The sequence below is a fragment of the uncultured Alteromonas sp. genome, from assembly GCF_963976965.1.
Taxonomy (GTDB): domain Bacteria; phylum Pseudomonadota; class Gammaproteobacteria; order Enterobacterales; family Alteromonadaceae; genus Alteromonas; species Alteromonas naphthalenivorans.
Map to the genome: position 1 here is coordinate 16658 of NZ_CAXBMP010000017.1, position 22999 is coordinate 39656.

The 22999-nt window shown below is 43.7% G+C and carries 8 protein-coding genes; 2 read left to right on the forward strand and 6 right to left on the reverse strand.

The window, feature by feature from the left end; all coding sequences use genetic code 11:
- Positions 1–481: 481 nt before the first annotated feature.
- A complete protein-coding gene (locus AAC006_RS13490; protein ID WP_126873387.1) occupies positions 482–4900 on the reverse strand; it encodes a hypothetical protein in 4419 nt (1472 codons plus the stop codon).
- A gap of 180 nt (positions 4901–5080) precedes the next feature.
- Between AAC006_RS13490 and AAC006_RS13495 the strand changes: the two genes are divergently transcribed.
- On the forward strand, positions 5081–5506 hold the full coding sequence (locus AAC006_RS13495; protein ID WP_232363195.1) for a hypothetical protein: 426 nt from the start codon (positions 5081–5083) through the stop codon (positions 5504–5506).
- A gap of 148 nt (positions 5507–5654) precedes the next feature.
- Here AAC006_RS13495 and recD read toward each other — a convergent pair whose 3' ends face one another.
- Genes recD through recC form a run of 3 tightly spaced genes read right to left on the reverse strand, consistent with a single transcriptional unit; the run spans position 5655 to position 15507 of the window.
- On the reverse strand, positions 5655–7826 hold the full coding sequence (gene recD / locus AAC006_RS13500; RefSeq protein ID WP_339891653.1) for an exodeoxyribonuclease V subunit alpha: 2172 nt from the start codon (positions 7824–7826) through the stop codon (positions 5655–5657).
- Entirely contained in the window at positions 7823–11905 is a 4083-nt protein-coding gene (gene recB, locus AAC006_RS13505; protein ID WP_339891654.1) for an exodeoxyribonuclease V subunit beta, read from the reverse strand. The genes recD and recB overlap by 4 nt, the downstream gene beginning before the upstream one ends.
- Entirely contained in the window at positions 11902–15507 is a 3606-nt protein-coding gene (gene recC / locus AAC006_RS13510) for an exodeoxyribonuclease V subunit gamma (protein WP_339891655.1), read from the reverse strand. The genes recB and recC overlap by 4 nt, the downstream gene beginning before the upstream one ends.
- Positions 15508–16100: 593 nt before the next feature.
- Here recC and AAC006_RS13515 point away from each other — a divergent pair.
- Entirely contained in the window at positions 16101–16754 is a 654-nt protein-coding gene (locus AAC006_RS13515; protein ID WP_126873391.1) for a dUTP diphosphatase, read from the forward strand.
- Between the two features lie 107 nt (positions 16755–16861).
- Here AAC006_RS13515 and AAC006_RS13520 read toward each other — a convergent pair whose 3' ends face one another.
- Both AAC006_RS13520 and AAC006_RS13525 read right to left on the reverse strand, forming a co-directional pair.
- Positions 16862–18541 (reverse strand): AMP-binding protein, encoded by a 1680-nt coding sequence (locus AAC006_RS13520; protein ID WP_339891657.1) that lies wholly within the window; start codon positions 18539–18541, stop codon positions 16862–16864.
- Positions 18542–18807: 266 nt separating this feature from the next.
- Complete coding sequence (locus AAC006_RS13525) at positions 18808–22989, reverse strand: EAL domain-containing protein (RefSeq protein ID WP_338456145.1); 4182 nt, start codon at positions 22987–22989, stop codon at positions 18808–18810.
- Positions 22990–22999 lie beyond the last annotated feature (10 nt).

Here is a 22999-nt window from a genome sequence, read left to right on the forward strand (position 1 = left end):
CATCTCTTACTAACTGCTACATTGAGATTTTAATTATTCTTTAAATCAGATTTCGGACAATCCACATACAATGCGGTGAAAACCTGATATTTTGCTATAGCGGAGCATAAGGTTTTGTTACGCTAGAATTTCGTCCGCTTTTTACCAAGAAAGGGGATTAGTGACGCATTTTCATCGTTCACGTTTGACCCTATTATCTTAGAAATCAAAAGAAAATAGCCTATTTTAGCAGCAATGTTTTTATCGTCGTGACTACAAGCCTCACGCTATTTTTTTAAAATCTTTCGACTTAAAAGACGCGCCTAAACATGAGTTGTAGTACACTTTTTTGGATACTTCCCCTTTTAAGCTGCTTTACCCCCAAGTTCATTAAAGCGCACCGAATACGATGAACATCATGCTACGTGTTGGTGCATTGTGGTGCATATGAAGATTTAGAAAAATACGGCTTTTTCTGATCATCCTTCAGCATTTTTATTGGTCAGTCTTTAGGTAATATCTCTAATGTTCTAAGGCTAGACAAATTCGTAATTAACATGGGTAATACTCCTAGCACTGCCGCTAATGTAGTAATAATAGAATCGAAGGCAATGTTGGCACTGAAAATCACTAACAGAAATAATAGCCCCACCAGCATAAATAATGGCGGTCGCAAATTATGCCAAATACTCGACCGCGTTTCTTTAAGCCATACCTCAATGTGCTTCGCAGGCTCTGCGCTCATGACAAATTGCCTGAAGCTCTCATTCACCAAGTGCCATCCGCAATCTCGATAAATTAGTCCCCTTCGTTGTAAATGACCAATAATTTCAGCACTGGCTGGGTTTAACTTGGCACCTTGGGCAAGCTGTAACAAAATGAGCCGTTCATTCGTGGTGCATTGCTCCCACCGCATGCGATAAGCAGGCCGGGCGTGGTGAACAAAAAACTCAACGATTTGCTGAGGAGACCAGTAATTGTCCAGTTTCAATGCGTGTTGCACCTCTTTTAGGTGAGCCACATTAACGCCATTCAGCGCAGACAATACTGCATCAATATTTTCTGCTGAGCGCTTTAGCTTTATTTCTAGATGGTAAATGAGAAACGCCCGTTGCACATCGAGTAAATCGGGCCAGTACGTAGATTCATGCGCCAGTACCGAAAAGGCGGTAGGCGATGTGGTGAGGGTATTTTTCTTACTGGCTACCCAATAATAATGTATATAAAAACTGCGAAGTAATTTGCTCCACTGCCATAACTCGTTTTTACTCGGTAAATGTTGAGTTTCAAACGCAGGGAAGCTCTCGGCGTGGCTAAGTAACTGCATCGGTGACATTTCAGATACTAATATCAAGTGACACTTGTGTTTTTGAAGGGTTTGAATAAGCTCAAATGCGGCATCCCGTTCGGCGTGATCAAGCAGTGCTTTGTTTAGCCCTTTTAAAATAATGGTTGGCGTATTTTCAAGTTCATCTATTTTTAATATTTTATCAAAATCGGGTTCTTTCACCCGAGTGAGCCAATCTTGAATGTCACCCACTTTATTCTCGAAAATGGTATATTCGTGGGCTAAAAATGCGTTTTCTAAGTCAGATTGGCTAAGTTGGCTAATAAACTGAACCTGCATACGTTCAGAGTGTTGTGGTGTAAGTTGTTTCCAAATGTACTCACTGTCTTCTGCTTCAGATGGAGGGCGCAAGCGATAGCTGTCAAAAATATGCTCACCTAACAGCTTGCGACTAATAAGCAATAGGGCTGCACAAAACACACTGAATACGAAAACAGCAGTAATCATTAGCACAGGTAAAATATAGAAGGCACTGGATGATCGCATGAAGCGTTGTGATGAGTAATGGAGTATATGGTTACTGGTTGTTTTTATGTCAGTCCCCGCTTTGAATCGATACTCGGCTGCAGAATCCGTTTGCAACGCTAAACTACTGACAATAGCGTTAATAAAAGTATCAGTGTTGTTGTTCAATACCGATGAATAGTCTTTAGCTTTATCTAATGTTACCCAATTCTCTCGTTCTAATGCCGGGAATATGGTCTTGAAGGGGATCTCGGGGTTAGCAGCTGGTAGCCCGTCTCTTGCGCTCAATGGCTCTTGATACATTAATGCTCGATACTGCTGGCTTTCCAATGAGACATGTTGCTGCATCTCTAATAGATGTTGGTTCTGGAAGGTTGCCTGCCCTTCTAGCATGTAGCTATTTACGCTATTCACTAATAGAACCGTAGGTACAACCGTAACAAGATAAATGCATCCCGCTAAATACCAAATGTAACTGTTCGGCACGCGACTACTCAACTCAGACAAACTACTGGGTTTTTTATCTGATTGAACAGCAATTCCCTCGCGGACTGATTTTATCCACATTAAGCAGGTAGAGAACAAAAATAATCCGATCCCTAATAGCGGAAAAAACAGCGAATCGTAGCTTGAGTGAGATACATGGCTGTTTTCAGTATTAGTGAAAACTCCCGATAAAAGCAGTAATGACAGCGAGGCGAAGCAAACCAACGGAATAAAGAACGGCATTCGAACTAATAAACCAGGCGTGCTTACGTATCGCCATGCTAAAGCCTTTAATGATAATTTCTTACCCTCTATTTCAACGGGCACAAAGATAAATTGCAAAATGATGAGCATGAACGTTAACGTAAAAGACAAAAAGGCCAACCGTGGAATAACGGTATCGATAATGCCAATGGTGAAAATTTGCATAGCGCAAGCAGACCAAATCCATAAGGCCAACCAGCGATAAGTTTTACGCTCTCCCCCTATGACATTTGCGTTAGGTGTAGTGCTATTTGGGTTAGGTATAGCGGTATTTTCATCATCGTACTGATAATGAAACAAACGCGCCCACACACCTTGTGAGCTAATGTATCGGCTAATTAGTACTAAGGGAATTAACAGGGTTAAGTAAAGGATAACTGCTAGAAACACCAGAAGCATATTAACCTGCGACGCTTCTTCTTGGTTGTAGAACACCACAAGCGCCCATTCAGGTATGGTAGAGTGCAATGGCCCAATAACCATGCTGTGTTCTTCTCCGCCATAATCTAACTGGAGCTGCGCGGGCTGGTCAATGTCTATATTCTGTAAGTTGGATAGCGTCGTTAAAAGCTGTAAATCGTGTCCGTTTTCAGCCACGAAATTCTCCACTAAGCTTCGCTCTTCGTTACTGTGGTAGAGCACTTTCCCCACTTGGTCGATAACGGCATACCCTATATTTTTCGGCATTACGCGCTGATTTAAGCTGGTCAGTAGCGTACCTATAGAGCTTACACGCTTGGTTATTTCGCCGGTGCCATTTTCCCCATCTTTATCGATATGTTCGAAAACCAATTGGCTATTAAACCTTGCATCATCGATATTGCGTATTCGTTCAATGAAAAATTGCTGGGGTATAGCGTTAGTTGATTCAAGCAATTTTTCACAGCAAACTTTTCGCCTTGTAGTGTTATAGTGAAATTTACCAACAAGCTGTATGTCTAGGCGCCACAGACCTCCATTCCACGCTCGTTTATAGTACTCACGTTCATTTAGAGGTGTTTTTTTAAAGTTATGAAGGTTTTTATGCGGGCGAAAAATCATGTCAGGCCTGTTCTCTTTATAGCGACTCACCACACCGCTTTTGCCAAGCAAGAACCAGTTTTCAATAAAATAAGCGCTGGTATCAGCTACTGATTGCTCATTAATAAGCGAGCAATTCAATAAATCAGTCACGTTGACACTATTCTCGCTACCGCCTGAATCTACACAGCCTGAAATGACATCACTTTGGCTTCTCTTAAAATAACGAGAATCTAATAACAACAGTTCCGATAACTCTTTATCGAAATCTGAACTTATCATTTTGTGTATATGTGTGGAATCTAGGGTCTTTTGTTGAAGCCAATATCTAAAAAAAAGCTGATCGCTTATCGCAATCGTGGCAACTCCAACTAAAATAAATAACCCTAAAATACATTGGGTAACATCAGAACGCGTATAGCTATAGGTGGGAGCACAGTACTGAATTTTAAGAATAGGAAGTGTAGCAACGAGCAGTGTTAAAAAGAGTACTATCCATAACGCTGTATTGTTACCAATTTTAAGGTTATTGAGGACCACTTCTTTTTTTTCTACGAAAGCTAGCAGGTAGAGCGTCGTTGCGTCGTCTTCACCTCCAGTGTTTAAGCCAGTTATTGTAATGGGTTGCCGATAAACCCGAAGGTATAGCCCAGCAATTTGCCTATCTACAGAATCACTCGCCTTTAGATTACCTTTACTACCCGTTTCATTATTTTCTTGTTTGCCCAGTAATTCTTCTACGTTTGAAAAGCGAAGATCAGACAGCGCTTTTGCGAAATTACTATGTCTTTTTTCCGCAATGACCTCTCCATTCTCATCACTGATCACCAGTAATGGAAACGGGCTTAAATGATTCGAGATAAGGTCAGCGATGGGCACTGTTACCGTGTTATGCGCTACATGAACTTTAAAAATACGAGATTTTGCGTCAAATTCGCTGTTAACTTTATTTGCTTCGACCCTAGTGGGTTCTTCGGTACTAACATCATTTTCTACTTCATTTTTAGTGGTACTATTCACTATCACAAGGTGTTTAAAGTTTTCATTCGAACTAATACGCTTTTTAAACTCACTGACTTTTTCATTGCTATTGTGGCTCTCATTTCCACTTTCGTTTTTAGTTTCTTGAGGCTTAAACTCCTCTTTCACGCTTGTTAAAAGCATATCAATAGACTGCTGTAGGCTCTTGCCCGCCTCATTTAATTGCCGCAGGTAACCATGGTTTTGCTGAATTTCATTCTGTTGAATTCGAAGAAAGTAGTATGCAGAGCCCACCAAAATAGCAATGAGCAAAAGTAGGCTGTAACGTTTGAGGGCTTCATGTCTGCCTGTGTGCATAATCCATACATCCATGTCGAATTAAGATAAATAAGTATGGCTCACACAACCAAATTTGTACATTTTTTAAACAGTTTATTTATGACGACTTAAGCGATAAACAGAGATTTAACCCGTTTTGATCCATATCAACGCTATTTTGCCTGACATAAACCACACTACAGCTATCCCGAAACCAACATGACTACGTGTATGCTCTCGCTAGTAAATAACAGCAATACAAACCACGACATTCATCCTGAACATCATGGCTTGTATAAACTTAGCTTAAGCCCTAATGCGGATATTGCGGTGGCGAGCAAGCCAGTCTTTGGTGCGAGTATTACTTTTCACGCAGACCTACTCACTCACAACAGCTTCATTGTTAAACCTGACAATTTATTAGGATGGGTAGATATGGGGGGACTAGCTTATTTTACGATTTGTTCAGGCCAGCTTCCCCTAGGCGTCAATAACGTGAATGGCAATGCAACCACGCTACCTTCACAATTTATAAGCGCGGAAAATGGCATGCTGCGCTTCACGTCAGCACTTCGCATATACCTACTGGCAAAAAAGCCCAGAGACATTCAGGAACACGGGTTATGTTACTTCACCCCAGTATAATTAAAGACATAAAGCGACGCGCAGACAGATCAGCAAAAATGGTATTTCTTACTAAGGCTGCGCTATTAGCTACTGGCGCTACTTTTTTCGAGTTGTCAGCAGCTTATTCTCGGTTTCTTTAGGAACGCTAACGGTAGACGGCAACACGTTATTCACCTTCTAAAACGCACATCTTAATCGCTTCTGATAAACCTGAAAAACGCTTATCTCGCCGTTCTACCATAGCGCTAAATGTGGTGGTGTTCGCGATAATCAAACATCCTTCTTTCGCCCGCGTTAGGCCGGTGTACACTAGGCCCCGATGAAACAACCCTGCGGCTTTTTCACTTTCCGGTTTAGGCAGTAATAACACCACGTATTTAAATTCTGAGCCTTGCGATTTATGTATTGTCATTGCAAATACCGTTTCAAACGCAGGAACCCGAGATAACGAAATTGAACGTAGGTTGCCGTCTTGAGTTTCAAACCAAGCCAATAGCTTTCCATTAAAATCAGGCCAGATAATACCCACCTCACCATTTGATAAGCGCTGTGGATGATTGTTTTTCACAATCATAATGGGCTGGCCTTGGTAGAAAAAACCTTCGCGGCGTTTGATATTGTGTTTAATCGCATCGAACACCAATGCATTTAATCCTTCTACACCCATGTCGCCTTTTCGTATCGGGGTCAACCATCGCACGCGATTGAGCAAACTAAGGGCTTCTTTCGCGCTTTGCGCTTGAAACACAGGTTCGTAACTTTCTTGTGCTAACTTTTTTAACGCGCTGATTGTGAACTTACTTTCAGGTTGTATAAATACACCATCTTGTAGCCAGCGATTTTTGTCGCTTAGGTTTTTAGGCTTTTGGCTGGAAGCGTTTTCTGTGAGTAGCTTTTCTGTGGCAGCATCTGAATGCATAGCATCAAGCGCCTGCTTGCTTTTTCCTGCCTGAATAGCGGTGGCAACTTCAGCTACCTGCCCTTTAAATCGCTGAGGGGCTTGAAGGGTATGTACCCAGGTTTTGGCATTTTCGTTGAGCGGAAGTAAAGGCAGATGTGGACAGAGGGTAGCGATGTGCTGACGTAGTTCGCTAGTCACTGCGCCTAGGTTATTTTCAGATATACCCATTTCGGCAAACTCTGCTTCGTCGCTATCGTGCACAAGTTGCTCAAGTACATTCCCCAACTCTACAGCAGGCAGTTGATCGGCATCACCAATAAAATACAAACGCGCACGAGGCGGTAGAGCGCGAATAATTCTAGCCATGAGTGCCAAATCTACCATGGACGCTTCATCCACTATAAGCACATCAAGCATAAGCGGGTTGTGCTGATTATAGCGTGTGGCGATGGTGTGTTCACGTAGACCTAACAACCTATGTAATGTGACAGCATCAGTAGGTACACTATTTAATAATTTGTCATCCACCTTACCCCGTAAGGTTTCCAAATTACTCACAATAGACTCGGTCATGCGCTGCTGCGCTTTACCTGTTGGGGCGGCTAGTACTATGCGTTCATTCTGGTTACACGCTTGAAGCGCTAATAACAGCCTGAGTACGGTGTAGGTTTTCCCTGTGCCAGGGCCACCGTTAATAACACTAAATTGTTGCACTAAACTTTTGGCCACCGCAACTTGTTGCCAATCTTGCTCATCAATGGTGTTGGTTGGAAACATTGCTGGCCACAAGGCTTTAACCCGTGATAGCCCGTCTTCACTTAGCGCTGTGATATGAGTTCGATTAGCGATACTGGCGGCTATCTCTTGTTCAAAGTTATAGTAGCGCCGGCTATACAATTTGCCTGATTGATACACAAATAGCGGGGATATCTTGTTATTTTTGTCATCCTTTTCACTGCCCAGTGCCTTTTTAATTACACTGATCATTTCGGTAAGGCCAGGAAATTTGTAGCCTAATTTACGAGATGACGTAACTGAATCTGATGTTGTAGGTTCAGGTTGTACATACAATACCTGAGCAGATTGAGGCTCAGATTCGATCCAAGGTCGTGAATCAGGGTCGATTTCTAATTCACGTTCTTGTTCCTGTTCGGAATCAGTTTCTAATTTGGCTTCTAATTCGGCTTCTGATTCGGCTTCTAATTCGGCTTCTGATTCGAGAAGGGGCTCAACAAACAACCGAGCTCCCGCGACTTCAGTGAGTAACAAGCAACTATGACCGCTGCGCTGCATAAATGACAACGTTACCAACAGGTGTAACCAAATAACCTGTTCAGCGTCGGTTAGGCTTTCGCAATGCGCAAACTCCAGTGCCACAAAACGATCGATAGCTTCAATGCCGAAAAGTTGTTCTAAGTACTCGTGACTATTTATCATAAGTCCAACTCCCCTTGCACTGCATCGGCTGACGGGTCATTTAAGCCTTGCTTGTTTGAAAGCGCTTCGCTAGAAACCGTTTTTCCTGAAGGTTCTTTTTCTTCTTCTTTGTCGTCGATGACGTCTATGCCTTCGTCTGCAATCTCTGGTGCAATCTCTGAGCCTGTAAATAAGCGATCTAATGCTTGTAGCGTTGCGCTATCTATGGGCGTGAAAAAGACGCCCTCCCCGTTCGTATTGCTTGGGTGCATGCCTCGCAAATACAAATAATACACGCCTCCAAAATGCGCTTCGGGCGTATAGTCAACAATGGCATTCTTTAAGTATCTATGTAGTGCTAAGCAATAGATTAAATACTGCAAGTCATATAGATGGTGCTGATTATTAGCGTTTAATGCTTGAGGCATATAGTGAGACACACTGTCGCCTAGCCACGTAGATTTATAATCGGCAACATAGTACTTACCTTCATAGGTAAATATTAAGTCGATAAAACCGTGCATCATGCCTTCAAGGGCCGACATCATTAAAGACGGAACAGGCTCTGCTGGAATAGGTTCTGATATAGATAAAATTGTGGCAGATTCGCCACTGTTATCTAGTGCAAGCTGCTTTGCCACAGACTTTCTATGTTCGAATAATATGTGCTTTAGTTCGCTCCATTTACTTTCGTTCATGGGAAAATAAAACTCCGCTTCCCGAAGGGTTTGCGGTAGTGAAAGGTCTGATAAGGTTAAATGACTCGGCGCCTGCTTTGTACCCAATGGCGTAGCTAGCACTTCGTCTAACCAGTTATACAAATCGTCTGTACGCGATGCTTCTAAACCAAATCGAACGGCAAGTTCAGCGCCGTTTTCATTCCAATCAGGCGCAGAAAAGTCGTTTAGCTCGAGTAAGTCATGCAATAAATTACCGGCGCTCGCCCCTTTTTGTAAGGTAAAGCGTATTTGGTTCTGAGAAACAACCTCAGCAGAGTTAACCTCAAAACCATCATCTGATGTTATCTCTTCGTCTCGCACGGTTTGCATAACGGGTATGCTGGGTACTGTTTGGCTAACATCTTTTACTGCTTGGCTTGCTGACATCACCGTCATGCGGCTAATGGCCGAGAAAGAATATAACCGCCAATCTTCGCTGCTTGTACCAGCAAACGTTAGCGTATTTAAGGGGACAACCGTTTCTGTACTGTCAAAGCTTGAGTACTCATGCGCCATCGAATCAGCACTAATGTGAGTAGCGTGAGCATCGGGTTCACGAGCAATCGCGTCTAGCATGGTGCCCCAATCACGACCTTCATCGTCATTAATGTTAAGAGCTTGGGCCAAGGCGGTTTTTTCATGTCCGTCTAGTGGTAATACGCCCATATAACAGCGATGAGCTGCACGGGTAACGGCTACATAGGCTAATCGCATTTCTTCAGCGTCGCCCTCTTTGCGTACCCGTTCAATTGCCGTATTAGTGCGTCCTAATTGCAGCTGCAATTCTTGGCTCTGTTCATCGTAATAGGTGAATATTTGCGAGTACGACTTTCCACTTTTCGCTGGGTCTCGGTAACCCGTAGCAAAGGGAACAAACACAATGGGGTACTCTAAGCCCTTAGACCCGTGCTGGGTAACCAAGCGTATTAACTGGCTGTCACTTTCAAGTCTTAGCGTCATTTCTTCATCACTTTCAGGCTGATGAATTTGCTTGTGTAACCAATCAAGTAATTGCTCGGGGCGCTGATGGGTTGCCCCCGCTTTTTCTAAGGTTTCCGCTAAATGTTGGTAATTAGTAAGCGCGCGCTCTACTTCTGAACCATATGGTGTGTAATTCTCTTGCATTAAGTGCAGCAGTACGCTCATGCAGCCTTTTTGAAGCCACATATCACGTAGTGAGGTAACCTTGTCATAGGCTTCATCCCATAGCGCATCGTCTTCGTGATACAACAAATTGACTAGGGTTTGCGGTGTGTACCCCCATAAAGGTGAAGCTAAACTTGAGGCCACCTTGCTGGTATCTGTGTTGTGCCACACACCATTAAGTAAGCGCAGCACATCTTTAGCCTCGGGGGTGGCAAATAAATTACTTCTATCGCTTAAATAAACGCAGGCTAAACCCTGTTGCTGTAATACATATTTAATGACGGAAGCTTCATTACGGTTTTTTACCAGTATGGCAATATCGGCAGGTTTAACCGGTCTAGCGGGTTTAGTGGGATCCTTTTCATCTACAAAAGTCACCTCGTTAAACAAACGGTAAATCTCTTGCGCTATCCATTGCGCTAAACCACGGCGTAGCGTATTCGCATCACTTTTTTCATCTAAGCTGAAGCTCACGTAATTCATTGCATCACGTTCGTCATTAGGATCGTTAAGTGGATGCGTTGCTGCCGCGGCTTTGGGTGTAAATTCGACCGGATTGTATTGAATATTAAAGCCGAACACATCTCTAGGGCTAGGCGCTTGTGTGCCTAGCTTTTGTAGATCAGACCCTTGTAGATCAGGCTCTTGTAGAACGGGGGCTTGCGGAACCGGCGCGCCATAAAAAAGACGGTTATAGGCCTTCACCATACCGGCGACCGAACGCCAGTTGATGTTCATTACCCAGCGATAATCGGCCTGCTGCCCTGCTTTTAAATAAGTAAATATGTCGCCGCCCCTGAAGCGGTAAATCGCTTGTTTGGGATCGCCAATCATCAGAAGCGCGTTTTCGCTTTTCGAATTGCCAGCGCCTGTTTCGAAACCCGTATCTTCTTTAGCGCTAACATCACTACCGTGAATAGATGCTTTGGGATAGACCGCATCTAAAATAGCGTATTGCTTGGCATCGGTATCTTGAAATTCATCAATTAACGCAACGGGGAATTTCTTTCTAAGCTCAGGTACTAAGCTATTATCAGGCTTAACCACTTCATCGGCGAGCATACGAATAAGGTCGTCAAAGTCGATAACCCCAAGTTGCTGCTTTTGCGCCGCTACGTTGCTTTTAATAAAGCTAATGGCATCGTTGATTAGGGTAAAAACGGGAATTTTATCGAGATTATCTTGCTTGTCTTTGCATGCTGCTAATATCGCATCGGCAAAGCCTTTAATGGGTGCAAGAATTTCTTTTACCCCAGACTTATTTCTACCAAACCGACGACCATCAAGAAACGCGGCTCCTTCTGCCGGTAGCGGCTCATATTCACCGCTTTCAAGCCAAGATTTGAGCGCAGCAAGTTCAGGTGTACGCACCGCTTTATGATCAGGTTTTTTAAGTAGTTGAGCGTGAATAAGCGCTTCGTTATCCACAATATTATTATAATGAAAGGTAAACTGTGCAGGCGCAGTACTCTCGTTTTCGTGCAGGCCAGCGATAAACGCTTTTTCTATGGTTTCTTCATCTAGCAAAACCGGCGTAAGCGCACTTCTTACGCTTGATGAGAATTCTTTTAATAGGTTGTCTGGCACATGCCAGCCTTGTTCCGCCAACAACATGAAGTCGTCTTCATTTTGGGAGACTTTTCTTATCCAATCCTGTGTTGCTTGCAAATAGAGATCGTTAGTGTCTTTACTTAAGTTCAGCGCCATTGCAAAACCACTATTAAACGCTAATTGCCCAATCACATGCTGGCAAAAGCCATGAATAGTGAAGACTGACGCATCATCAAGTTCTAATTGCGCAGCTTTTAGCAGGGCCAAACTGTCTTTCGGTGAACAGGCCCTATAGAGGTGGGCATAGACAGGATCGGCACTGTTTAATAGCGCAGCTAGGTCAGCGCTTTCCTTTACATCGTCATTGTCGATACTAGCGCTATCATTACCAGCACTGGCACTAGCTGTATTAATGTCATTAACGTCTAAACAGGCTTCCCAAAACGCGGAGGCTTCTCGCAGCGTTTTGGCTACACGGCCTTTAATTTCTTCGGTGGCCGCTTTGGTGAAGGTCATCACCAAAATCTCTTTTACGTTAAGTTTTTTCTCTAACAATAAGCGTAAGTACAAGCGGGTGATGTTGTAGGTTTTACCCGTGCCCGCACTGGCTTCAATTAAATGCCTGCCGTTTAGGGGCATGGCTGGCACGTTTAGCAATTGCGAAGCACTTTTAGACAAGCTCATAACTGCTCCTGTGATGAAATGTTAGCCACCAATGCAAACAACAAAAATGCGTGTGTGGCTGGCACATCATGCCAACTCACGCCATCAGGAAATAACCATTTAACATAAGGGTTGCTCGCGATATCAGCAGTAAATTGCCCTGATGACTGAAGCCAATTTTTGAGTATGCGCTGGGCATCATCACTGGCAAAAAATGCACGTATATCCGGTATTAGCGACTTGCAAGATTCATCTGTGTCTTCAGTATCAACGCCGCCTTGTATATCTACACTTTCTCTATCTTCTATATCGTGGCCGCCAAGGCTAGCCAGAAATGTGGGTAAGGAGATTTTGTTTGCCAGAAGAGTTCCGGGGGATTTTTTTGTGCCACTGACTACTGCACTCATTAATGAGCTATATACGGGTGTTGGGGCGCTCAATATCTCAACAAACAATGATTCAATACTTAGCAAAATTTGGTAGGCTGTGGTTTTATCTACTGACGGAAAGCTACGCTTCATTAGCTTGGTTTCACCTTTTACCCAATCGCAGTAAAAGATATCTAGCGGGTATTGTGTATAGGGTGTTACTTCATCGCTTGCGCTAAACACAAGCTGTGTCATAAAGTAACCTAACGCTCTAATGTCATTCACCTTGCCTGCGCACGGCTGCATCAAGCTGTTTCCACCTTCAAGCGCACTCGCGGTAAACGTAAAGTGTTTGCCTGCAAATTGCGCCCGTTTGGGTTCGGCATCATGAGGTCCCATCGCTTGGGTAAGAGCTACCGCGCTTTCCTTCCACAGCTCAAGCTCCTCTTGCGCCACCGGGTTATTGGGAATGTCACCACGAAGCGTGGCGAATTGCACTACCCTATCGCTGTGCTGAAGGGTTGCTGCATTGGCATCATCAAATGAAGCACTGGAAGAAAACATAGCATCGAGTACTTGGTACCGCACTAGTGCGTTGGTTTCAAAAGGTTCGCTATTGTCTAGCAAAGTCACCGATTGGGATAAATTTACCCCCAATCGCTGCTGAGAAAAGAACGCTAGTGGGTCGCTAAACGCTCGAGCCACCTGCATACACTGAAAGCTGGTATTTTCAGGCGAGCTGTCTACCGCCAAAGGCGCGAGTGAATGTGCTTGTTCCCCAGCTTCTTTGCTGCTTTCTTCGCTGCTTTCTTCGCTGGTGTCAATGTTGCGGCCACCCGTAGCGGCGTCTCGTAGTGATTGGGCTAGACGCAACCAGCCCGTTTCATAGCTTGGAAGTGTGCCGGTAAAAGCACTTTCACTAAACGGGTGCAATGGGGCATGTTTTAAATAATGACCAATGTTTACCTGATAGCCCGTGTCTAACATATCAAGAAATTCGCCTAACACTAGGCTGGGCTGCCGCTCACTGTTATTTTTTACATCGTTACCTTGGTAGCTTAAATATAGGCTTTCTCTGGCCGAAATAATCGCTTCTAAAAAAAGATACCTGTCTTCTAAACGACGAGAACGATCGCCCACTCTTCTATCAGGCCCCGCCATTAAATCGAGCCCTAACGGTGTAGACTTACGCGGAAACTCGCTGTCGTTAAGCCCTAATATGCACACTTTTTTAAACGGGATACTACGCATAGGTAGCATGGAGCATACCGTGACTTGCCCCGTCATAAAGTGATTACCCGCATCGGGAGAGGAAAATCGGCTTAACAGTAATTCCCGCACCTGACGTAAACTTAAATCGTAGGTATAATCGGCTTCTTCACATCGAGCAGACAAATCAGCGGCAACTTTAGCAATAAGATCCCAGCTGTGTTCTTGTTCTTTGGTTGGCGTAAAGCAGGTATCACGCAGGGCCAATAAATCGGCACCCCATGCATTCGGGCTTCGCGGGGTATTAAGCTCAGTGGCAAATCTGCCTAGTAACTCAATAACATGGATAAGCTTACCAAGCGTTACCGTCGACTGACCTTCCACATCAGGAATAGTCAGCATGTCGTCAATAACACCTTCACTATCTGGCGCTAACATACCTAACAATAAACGCCTAATTCCCCACCACCAGCTGTAAGTGTTTTCATGGGTGGCCCCTGACGATACATTGGCTTTGTGGCTACCATTTAATCCCCAGTGAATATGGGCTTGCTTAAGCCATACCGTCATTTGATCAATATCGTCTTGTGCAATACTAAAGCGCTTTTGTACCGCATCTAGTTGTAAGTAATCCACGATATCTGATACGCCAAAACGGCTATCTGGCAAATGAAGTAGCGTCATGTAGGCGGCAATAAGAGGTTCTGCATCCATGGGGCTTCTATCTGCGATAGAACATGGTAAGCGTACAGGCCCATTGCCCCCTAGCGGTTTGGTACCCACTCTATGAAATACGGTATCAACAAATGGGGCATAGTTTTCTATCGCGGGGCACATCACCAGCACGTCGGATGGCGTTCGCGATGAGTCTTGCGATAACCAGTGCAGTAAATGATCGTGCAACACCTGTACTTCCCGCAGCGCTGAATGCGTACACATAATGGTAACACTGTCATCAGCGTTATCGGTGTTGTCTGCTTCTGTGCTCTGTATGCTTGCGAAAGGCATAGCGGGTAACGCTTCTAATATGTCGTTGTGAATTTGGTTTAATAGTAACGTTTCACCCGTTTCGCTATCTGCAGGAATAGGTGCGTCGAAGGCACTGACTTCAAAGGTCTCTAAATCGGTGAGCAAATTAAAAAGCTCTCTGCCCTGCTGGCCCAAATTGCCTAACAGCGGGTTACTTTGGTCTTGCTGCATCCATTTCTCTAGCCCATCCATGCGCAGCTGCCTTGCTAGTTCACTATCGCTTTTCGCATCGCCCCAATAATTCACACTTGGGTTCAGATGAAAAATATGAATATCAATGTGCGCCGCTAGCGCATCGAAAAAGGCAATCAACTGCGGCGCCATAGTGTTTATAGCAAACACCACAATACGATTAGGTAATTCGCTATCACCACTTTTTAGATGATCGCCGTTATTTAACGCAGTCAGGGTAAGTTGGTGCAGTCGTGCAGGATGTAAAGGTTCTTGCTTGACTAGATGGCGCCATATTTCACTTTGCCAAATTTCAGATTCATCATTGCTTTTACGCTGGCTTTCTTCCCATGCAAACAGCCAATCTGGACGATATAACAAATATTGCTCGTACACATCGGCAAGCGCCGTTGCCAATTGCAACCGTTGTACGCCCTGCTCTTGCTCACTTCCCGCTTGTAACCAGTATTTATTAACTTGCTCGAACGCTGCCGAAGATTGTAGAGATGCCTCTCGTCCTGATACCTCTAGTCCCGATGCCTCTAGTAAAAGGGCATCAATGCGCCATACGAGGACTTCACGTCGATAAGGTGATTGCTTAGGTACTTTATCTTTACCCAACACCAGCCTTGCCGTGTTCCACATAAATCTAACCGGCAAAGGAAAATCAAGATTCATCGCCACGCCCTGCTCTTTAGCAAGTTGCATACTTACCCAATGCTGCATACCTGGGCTTTCTACCAGTATGGTTTCAGGCGTAAAAACACCATTGGGTTGATGCTTAATTAGCGTGGTAAGGAGGAAGCTGAGGTGTTCAAGTTTGTTCGATGGATAAAGCGCGAGCAATCGGAAAATCCTTTGTCGTATTCAGCGGGCGTTATGATAATGAGTGTATCGTAATTCGTTGGATAGGTAAGCTGAAATTAGACAGATTTAAGCGATATTATTAAGGGGTGGTATTTAGTAGATAACTAATAGGGACAGACAATAAAAAGAAAAAAACCCATACAGGCCTCAGGACACGAAAAACCTGTATGGGTAAGGTTTACGGGTTACCCAGTAGCAACGTGAATAAACGTTGCCTGGCGCTCATTCACGTTAGCGCTACTGCATAACACAGTTAACAAAATTGATTTTGCAGGTTAAGTGCCAACTTTTATTTTCAATTAAAACAACGAGTTAATTAAAACTCTAATTTATATAAGTCTTTCCTTAGGTTACTAATGGTGCAGATGCACCATTTATGCACCATGAATAAAGCTTCTATCAAGCACTAAACGAGGGACTGACACCCTGAACCTGCAACGGAATTTAAGCTAAATAAGTCATCAATAAACATTCACTGACTCTTCGCATTGCAGTACAATTTCCTCAATTAGAAATTACGCATACCGCAACCTAGTGCTTAATTTGATAAAGACTTAGTTTTAGGAAAAATAATGCTTACACAACAACAACTTGCCACCATGCTTGCGCTACAAGACAAAATGAACACAAAAGTTAATCCCGATTGGATTAACGCAGGCTACGGTTACTTGCGAGCAGCCATGGTGGAATCCGTTGAAGCTATTGAGCACCACGGCTGGAAATGGTGGAAAGCACAGCAAAAAGACTTGCCACAACTGCAAATGGAATTGGTTGATATTTGGCACTTCGCTCTATCTGCATGCATCATTGATTCTGAAGGTGAAGTCAGTACTGCTGCTGAAAGCATTGCCGCGCAATTGGCGTTAGGTGATGTTACCGTTACTTTCGACGGCAAAGACTACCACCCCAAACAACAGTCGCTGCTAGACAATTTAGAATTGATGACAGGGCTTTGTGCCGCTAAACGTTTTAGTGTGCCCCTTTTCATGGAAATTGTTGAGCAGTGCGATATGCATGCCGATGAACTTTATCGCCAGTACGTGGGCAAAAACGTTTTAAACTTTTTCCGTCAAGATAACGGTTATAAAGAAGGCACATACAAAAAAGAGTGGCAAGGCCGCGAAGATAACGAACATTTGGTGGAAGTCATGAATGACTTGAACCTGTCTGACGCCAGTTTCAGTGACAACGTGTATAAAGGGCTTCAAGCAAGATACACTGCGTAACCTAAATGACTTAGTGCTAGTTGCGCTTTACCTAACAGCACCTACAAAAAAGCCGAGCATAGTCATGTGCTCGGCTTTGTTATTTTTGATGCTGCTAAACTGATAAGTTAAGCATCTACCCACACTAATTTTTCTTTGTATTCAGCTTGAATAACAATATCAAAGCGCTCTTCAAGCACATGACGTTTTACCTTGAGTGTAGGGGTAAGTAAGTCGTTCTCAATGCTCCACTCATTTTTCATGATAACTACACGATCCATGACCTGATGGCTCTCTAGTTTCGCATTGATGTGTTCGAAGGTCTTTTTAAGACTAGCTTCAACACTGGATTTATCATGCTTTTGTGCATCTTCACTTAGTACTAATAAGGCGACAGGCTGAGGAAGGTTATTCCCCGTTACACAAACTTGTTCTACGATAGGGTTTTCCATGAATTTGGCTTCAATAGGCGCTGGCGCTACATATTTACCCTTGGCTGTTTTGAAAATATCTTTCAATCGGCCAGTAATCTTAACGTAACCGTCTGCATCAATAACACCTTTATCGCCCGTACGAAGGTACTTATCTTCAGTAAAAACTTCTGCCGTTTTATCGGGTTCTAAGTAGTATTCCAGCATATTACAAGGCGCTTTAACCTGAATCTCACCTTCTTCTGAAATGCGAACATCAACGCCATCATAAGCTTTACCGATACAACCAATCTTGTCGTGGCGGAAAGGTACGCTGCTAGTACCGTAGGCACTGTTTTCCGTCATACCCCAACCTTCTGAGATATACACACCAATTTTAGCGAACCATTCAATAACGGCAGGCGCTAATGGTGCTGAACCACTGGCCCATAATCGCGCGCTGTCGATACCAATTCCTTTACGTACTTTCTTCGCTACCAGCTTATTGATAATTGGAATTTTCAGTAAGGTATCGAGCTTTTTCTGTGGCATTTTAGCCAACACGCCCATCTGAAACTTAGTCCAAAGGCGAGGTACAGAAATAAACAAGGTAGGTTCGCAGTGAAGTACATCACGTTGGAACGACGATAACGTTTCAACAAAGTGAATTTTGCCACCACTGTAATAACTTGCCAATTCAACCAGTACACGTTCGGTGATGTGAGCAAGAGGAAGATAGCTTAGAAGCCTATCGTCACGGTTGACGTTAAGTTGCTCTAACGATTGCTGTGCAGCCCAACAAATAGTGTAATAACTATGTACTACCCCTTTCGGCTGACCCGTACTGCCTGACGTATAAATAATGGTCATGATGCTGTTCATATCTTGAACAGGCGAGTCATCTATTGGCGAACAATCGATAAACTCTTTCCATTGCTGCTTAGTAGCGATATTCGGATAAGGAAAGGCAACAGTATTATATTCAGCTGGAATAGAGGCTACTTGCTCTGCAGTATTATCTAATTTGCCTACGAATAATAATTGAACGTCGGCGTGCTTTAGAACGTATTGTACGGTATCAGGGCCAGCAGTAGAGAAAATTGGCACGGAGACGTGCCCTGCCATCATAATACCTAAATCGGTAATGAACCATTCGGCACAATTTTTTGAGAAAATACCAATACGGCTACCCGCAGGCAATGCCATTTCTTCAAGGCGTTTTGCCACGCGGCGAGCTAGGTTACCCACCTGCTTCCACGTATAATTTTGATATTCACCATTAACAGGCTGAGTAAGGAAAACGTCGTCCCCACTGGTTTGTTCCCAGTGGTACAACATACTTAATGGCGATTTAATCACTTCAGTGCTGTTTGCATTTGCTGTCATGTCTAGCGGCATAGGTCACTCATATGTTGTTATAATGTAGCTTATTTTTACAATCATTTCACAGATATCTAATAAGCCTTATTTTCAGATGAATAACAAGCTTTTTAAACGGACGTTTACATTTCATGCGATGAATGACGTGGCATAGCGCCTGAAATTTAGATTTCTTATAGTTTAGACTTAACTTCTATGATGATCTAATACGCGTTAATTTTAAGCAAACACGCATCTCCTCATCACTTTAAAAGTTAACAATGCACTTGATTAGCAAAATGCACTCACCATTTTTTGTTCAGGTAGGGGAATAGTTCGCTGCTAGGCATAGGTTTAGCGTAAAAGTAGCCTTGGTGTAAAACACATCCCTTCTCAGACAAACTTAACGCCTGCTCTTGAGTTTCTACGCCCTCAGCAACACTCAGCATATTTAAGCTACTAGCAAGGGTTATAGTGGTGGTTACCAAAGCATCATTCGCATTGCCTGGCGCCATATCGTCAACGAAGCTTTTATCAATTTTAAGTACCGATAGTGGGTAACGTTTAAGATAACTTAGCGACGAGTAGCCAGTGCCAAAATCATCTAACGCTAGAATAAAACCTGCATCAACAAAGCGCTCAATTTGACGCAGCGCATTGTCACTATCATCCATCAACACACCTTCTGTAATTTCAAAACGAAACGCTTCTTTTGGCAGATTGAATTCTTTTAGTAACGAAAAAACACCTTCTAAATCAAATTCGGTTTTAAAATGAAGGGCAGATAAATTGATTGATACGAACCCTGTGAAGCCGTTTTCATACCATGTAGCAAGGTCTTCGGCAGCCCTGCGCATCGCCGCTCGAGTGACTTCAATAATATACCTTAGCTCTTCTAGTACAGGAATAAAGACGTCAGGATAAATGGGGTTACCATCAAGCTCGCCACGAAGTAACAGTTCAACCCCTACCGTGTTTTTTTCGTGGGTATTAATGATTGGCTGGTAATAATTGAAAAAACTGTCTTCAGAGTAAGCCCGTTTTATTAAGTTCTCTGTGATGAGCCTTTGTTTAGCCCTGTCGTTCATGTCTTTTGTGAAATACGTGAAGCCACTTAGCGTGTCTTTCTTTGCTGAATACATGGCCACATCGGCTTGCTTAATAAGCTCGGCGGGCTCTGTGGCATCGTCGGGGTAAAAGGCAATCCCCACACTGCATGACACCCGAAGCACTTCGTTAGCCAGCGAGATAGGTGTTTCAACCGACTCGATTAATTGTGCCACAAAGGAGGTTAGCCCATCCGTGGTTTTCATGTCTTCAATGACGATTACAAACTCGTCGCCGCCCAACCGCGCTACAGTACCTGCGTCAGATGCTAGGTTACGCATTCTATTCGCCACGACTTTAAGTAGCTTATCGCCATAATCGTGACCAAGTGAGTCGTTAATACCTTTAAAGCGGTCTAAATCGACAAATAACACTGCCACATGGGCACTTTGTTGACGCGCTCCAGCAATAGCATGTTCTAGTCTGTCCAACAGTAAGCTGCGGTTAACTAAGCCGGTTAGGCTATCGTAATTAGCTAACTTTAATAGTTTACGTTCTGCATTTTTCTGTTCAGTAATATCAGACACCACAAGTAGATAATGATCAGCTTGCTCGTCTTTTTCGTTCCCTTTAACCGCGCTGATGTCTATAAGAACGTCGTACTGTTTTGTATCAGCACCTTCAATAACCGCCTCGTCTTTCCAGAACTCTCCCCCTTTAAGCTCAGAGAGCTTGCCAGATAGCTGCCATTCTAATGTAGGATAACGGGTAAAAAGCCTATCTATTTGCTTGTCTAGCGACTCTTTGGTGTTGAAATTAAATACGTTTTCAAATGCGGGGTTTGCAGCTACAGGCACCTTATTTTTATCAAAAATAAGTACCCAGTCGCGGGTTTGTCGAAACGCATCGCTAAAAAGCAACGCTTGCTGCTGCGCTTTTTGAAGTCGAAATAAATGACGCTGGCGTGAAACCACGTACGCAATAATCATCAGCAGTATTAAGGTGAAATACGCTGCATAAGCAAAGGGCGACCGCCACGGGACATAGGGCATCTCAAACGTTATAGTGGCGGGTAAAACGTTATATTCCACACTGCTGGCCAATGGCCCCACTGTGAACCGATAACGACCTGGCTCTAAGTTAGTTAAGGTAATTTTATCGTCTTCTGACACACCATCACTAACCACTTGGTTGTTGCGCAATAAGGTGTAGTGATACTTTGCTTTACCCACTCCATTCATCGACAAGGATGAAAAGTGAATGGTCATTCCGTAATCTTGATAATCCAAAGTGATACTCTGTCCGTTTAGATTACCCAGTGGAAGCCGTAATTCCCGGGAATCTACGCTAACGTCTGTAATGGCAGTTTGTCTTGAAATGAGATTAGAGTTGTTGCCTATCTGTTTCAGCAAAGCGGGTGAAAACACCACAACGCCGGAAGTAGAGCCGTAGGCGAGTCGCCCATCTATGAGCTCAAGTGATGCCCCTTGATTAAATTCTGACACCGATAATTCGCGGCCATAAATAAAGTTTTGCACTTGGGCTGAGGCTGGTGAATATCTGTGCAACCCAGAATGCGAACTAAACCAAATGTCCCCATTACTGTCTTTTTGTAGACCGTAAACGATATTAGAGAGCAACAAATTACTTTCGTTTAAATTGTAAAGCGGCTCAAAGGTATCAGCATCTACTCCGAATAACCCATACCCGCTAAAGGCTAGCCACAGCACACCTGTGTTATCGATAACCCACGACGTTATCGACCGTTCATTCGCTCGTTGTTTTTCTGAAAAACGATATACCAACTCGTGCTCTAGGGTAACTGGGTCGACCAACCATAAACCGCCAACCATGGCGAGAAACAGACGATTATTGTGATAAGGAGAGGCACCTAAGAAGCCAATGGAAAAATTGATATCGAAGATATCCTCGTCCAAATCGATAATATCTAACCTTTGCACGTCTAAGTTATAGCGGTAGTAATGATTACCAACAAAATATAAGTCGCCGTCAGCTCCGATGGTAATACTCGAGTTCCATGCATTGAACACATCGCTATCAAAAGATGATTGCAATGGTGGTATGGTCAATTTCCCTGTGCTGGGGTCGAACAACCGAATACCCATGTATGTTTGCACAAACAACCTGCCATCGCCTGCGGGAACTAACTTTTCGATTAGCCACTCTCTCTCGGCGACGAATTCACTATCAGAGGTAATGAACTGTTCTGATGTGCGCGTAGTTAGGTTAAATCGATTCAGCCCATTCTCGGTACCAATCCACAAGACGTCCTTATCGGTTTGCGCTAAAGACCAAACCACACTGTCGCTTAGCGCGGTACTCTTGTCATTTCGATTGTTTTGAATCGCATAAATTTCGGCGCTTTTCACACCAAAATACAGTGCCCCCGCATAGACCGAACTTAACCATAAGTTCCCCGAATAATCGGTTTCAATATCAAGAATGCGTTTATTAGAGAGTTCTGTTCTGCCGTTATGTGGCTCAAGGATGTGTTCACTCACCCACTTGTTTTGGCTAAGTTGTAATTCAAAAAGACCTTCGTTGGTGCCAAACCAAAATGCATTATCGTCACGTTGTTCCATCGTCCAAATGTTACGGCTTCTCACTACTCGCTGAAATCCCGAGGGCTTACCACTAACAACATGCGACAACAACTCACCTTTCGTGGTCTGAAATAACCCATTAACCGTACCGAGCCAAATTCTACCTTGTGCGTCGTGCATCAGAAATTTGGTGTTTAGGTTATCCACGTCAGGCTCAATCCCGTTTAAGTAACTAACGGAGATAGCTGTTGCATCGGCATTGGATAAATCGAAGGCATCTAATCCATCACTAGTAGCCAGTAACAGCCAGTTGTCTACAACGATAATATCTCGAATAAAATGCCGCTGAGCAATCAGTTCGTCACTAAGTGTGAAGATTGTCTCGTAAGACATGGTGTTAGTGTCAAAACGAACGACCTGCTCAGGCATACCAATGAATAAGGTGGTTTCATTTTGCCAAAAAAACTGACTCACATCCTGAAACCAATCTTCTTGAGTTGAAAAAGGCAACGCCACTTGTTTGGTGATGGCTTGGGTGTCGAAATCAAGACGGAAAACACCCGACGCGTACGTGCTTATCCATAATGCTTTGTCAGTTTCTAAACTAATTTTGTTTATAGATGCATTAACGAAAAGATCGTTCGGGCCTTTTATGATTTTTGTTCTAACGCCATCCCAACGTGCTACGCCGCCATCAGTGGCTATCCATACAAAGCCATCTGCATCTATCGCGATATCGTTGACAACGTCTTGTGGAAGCCCATTTTTAGTGGACAGCGATTGAAATACGGGATTTGAAAGACGGGGAGACTCAGCGTAGCTAACAGTGCTAACGAAACAAACAGCAAATAAAACTGAGATTAGGTACCAGCGCATGACAACTCGT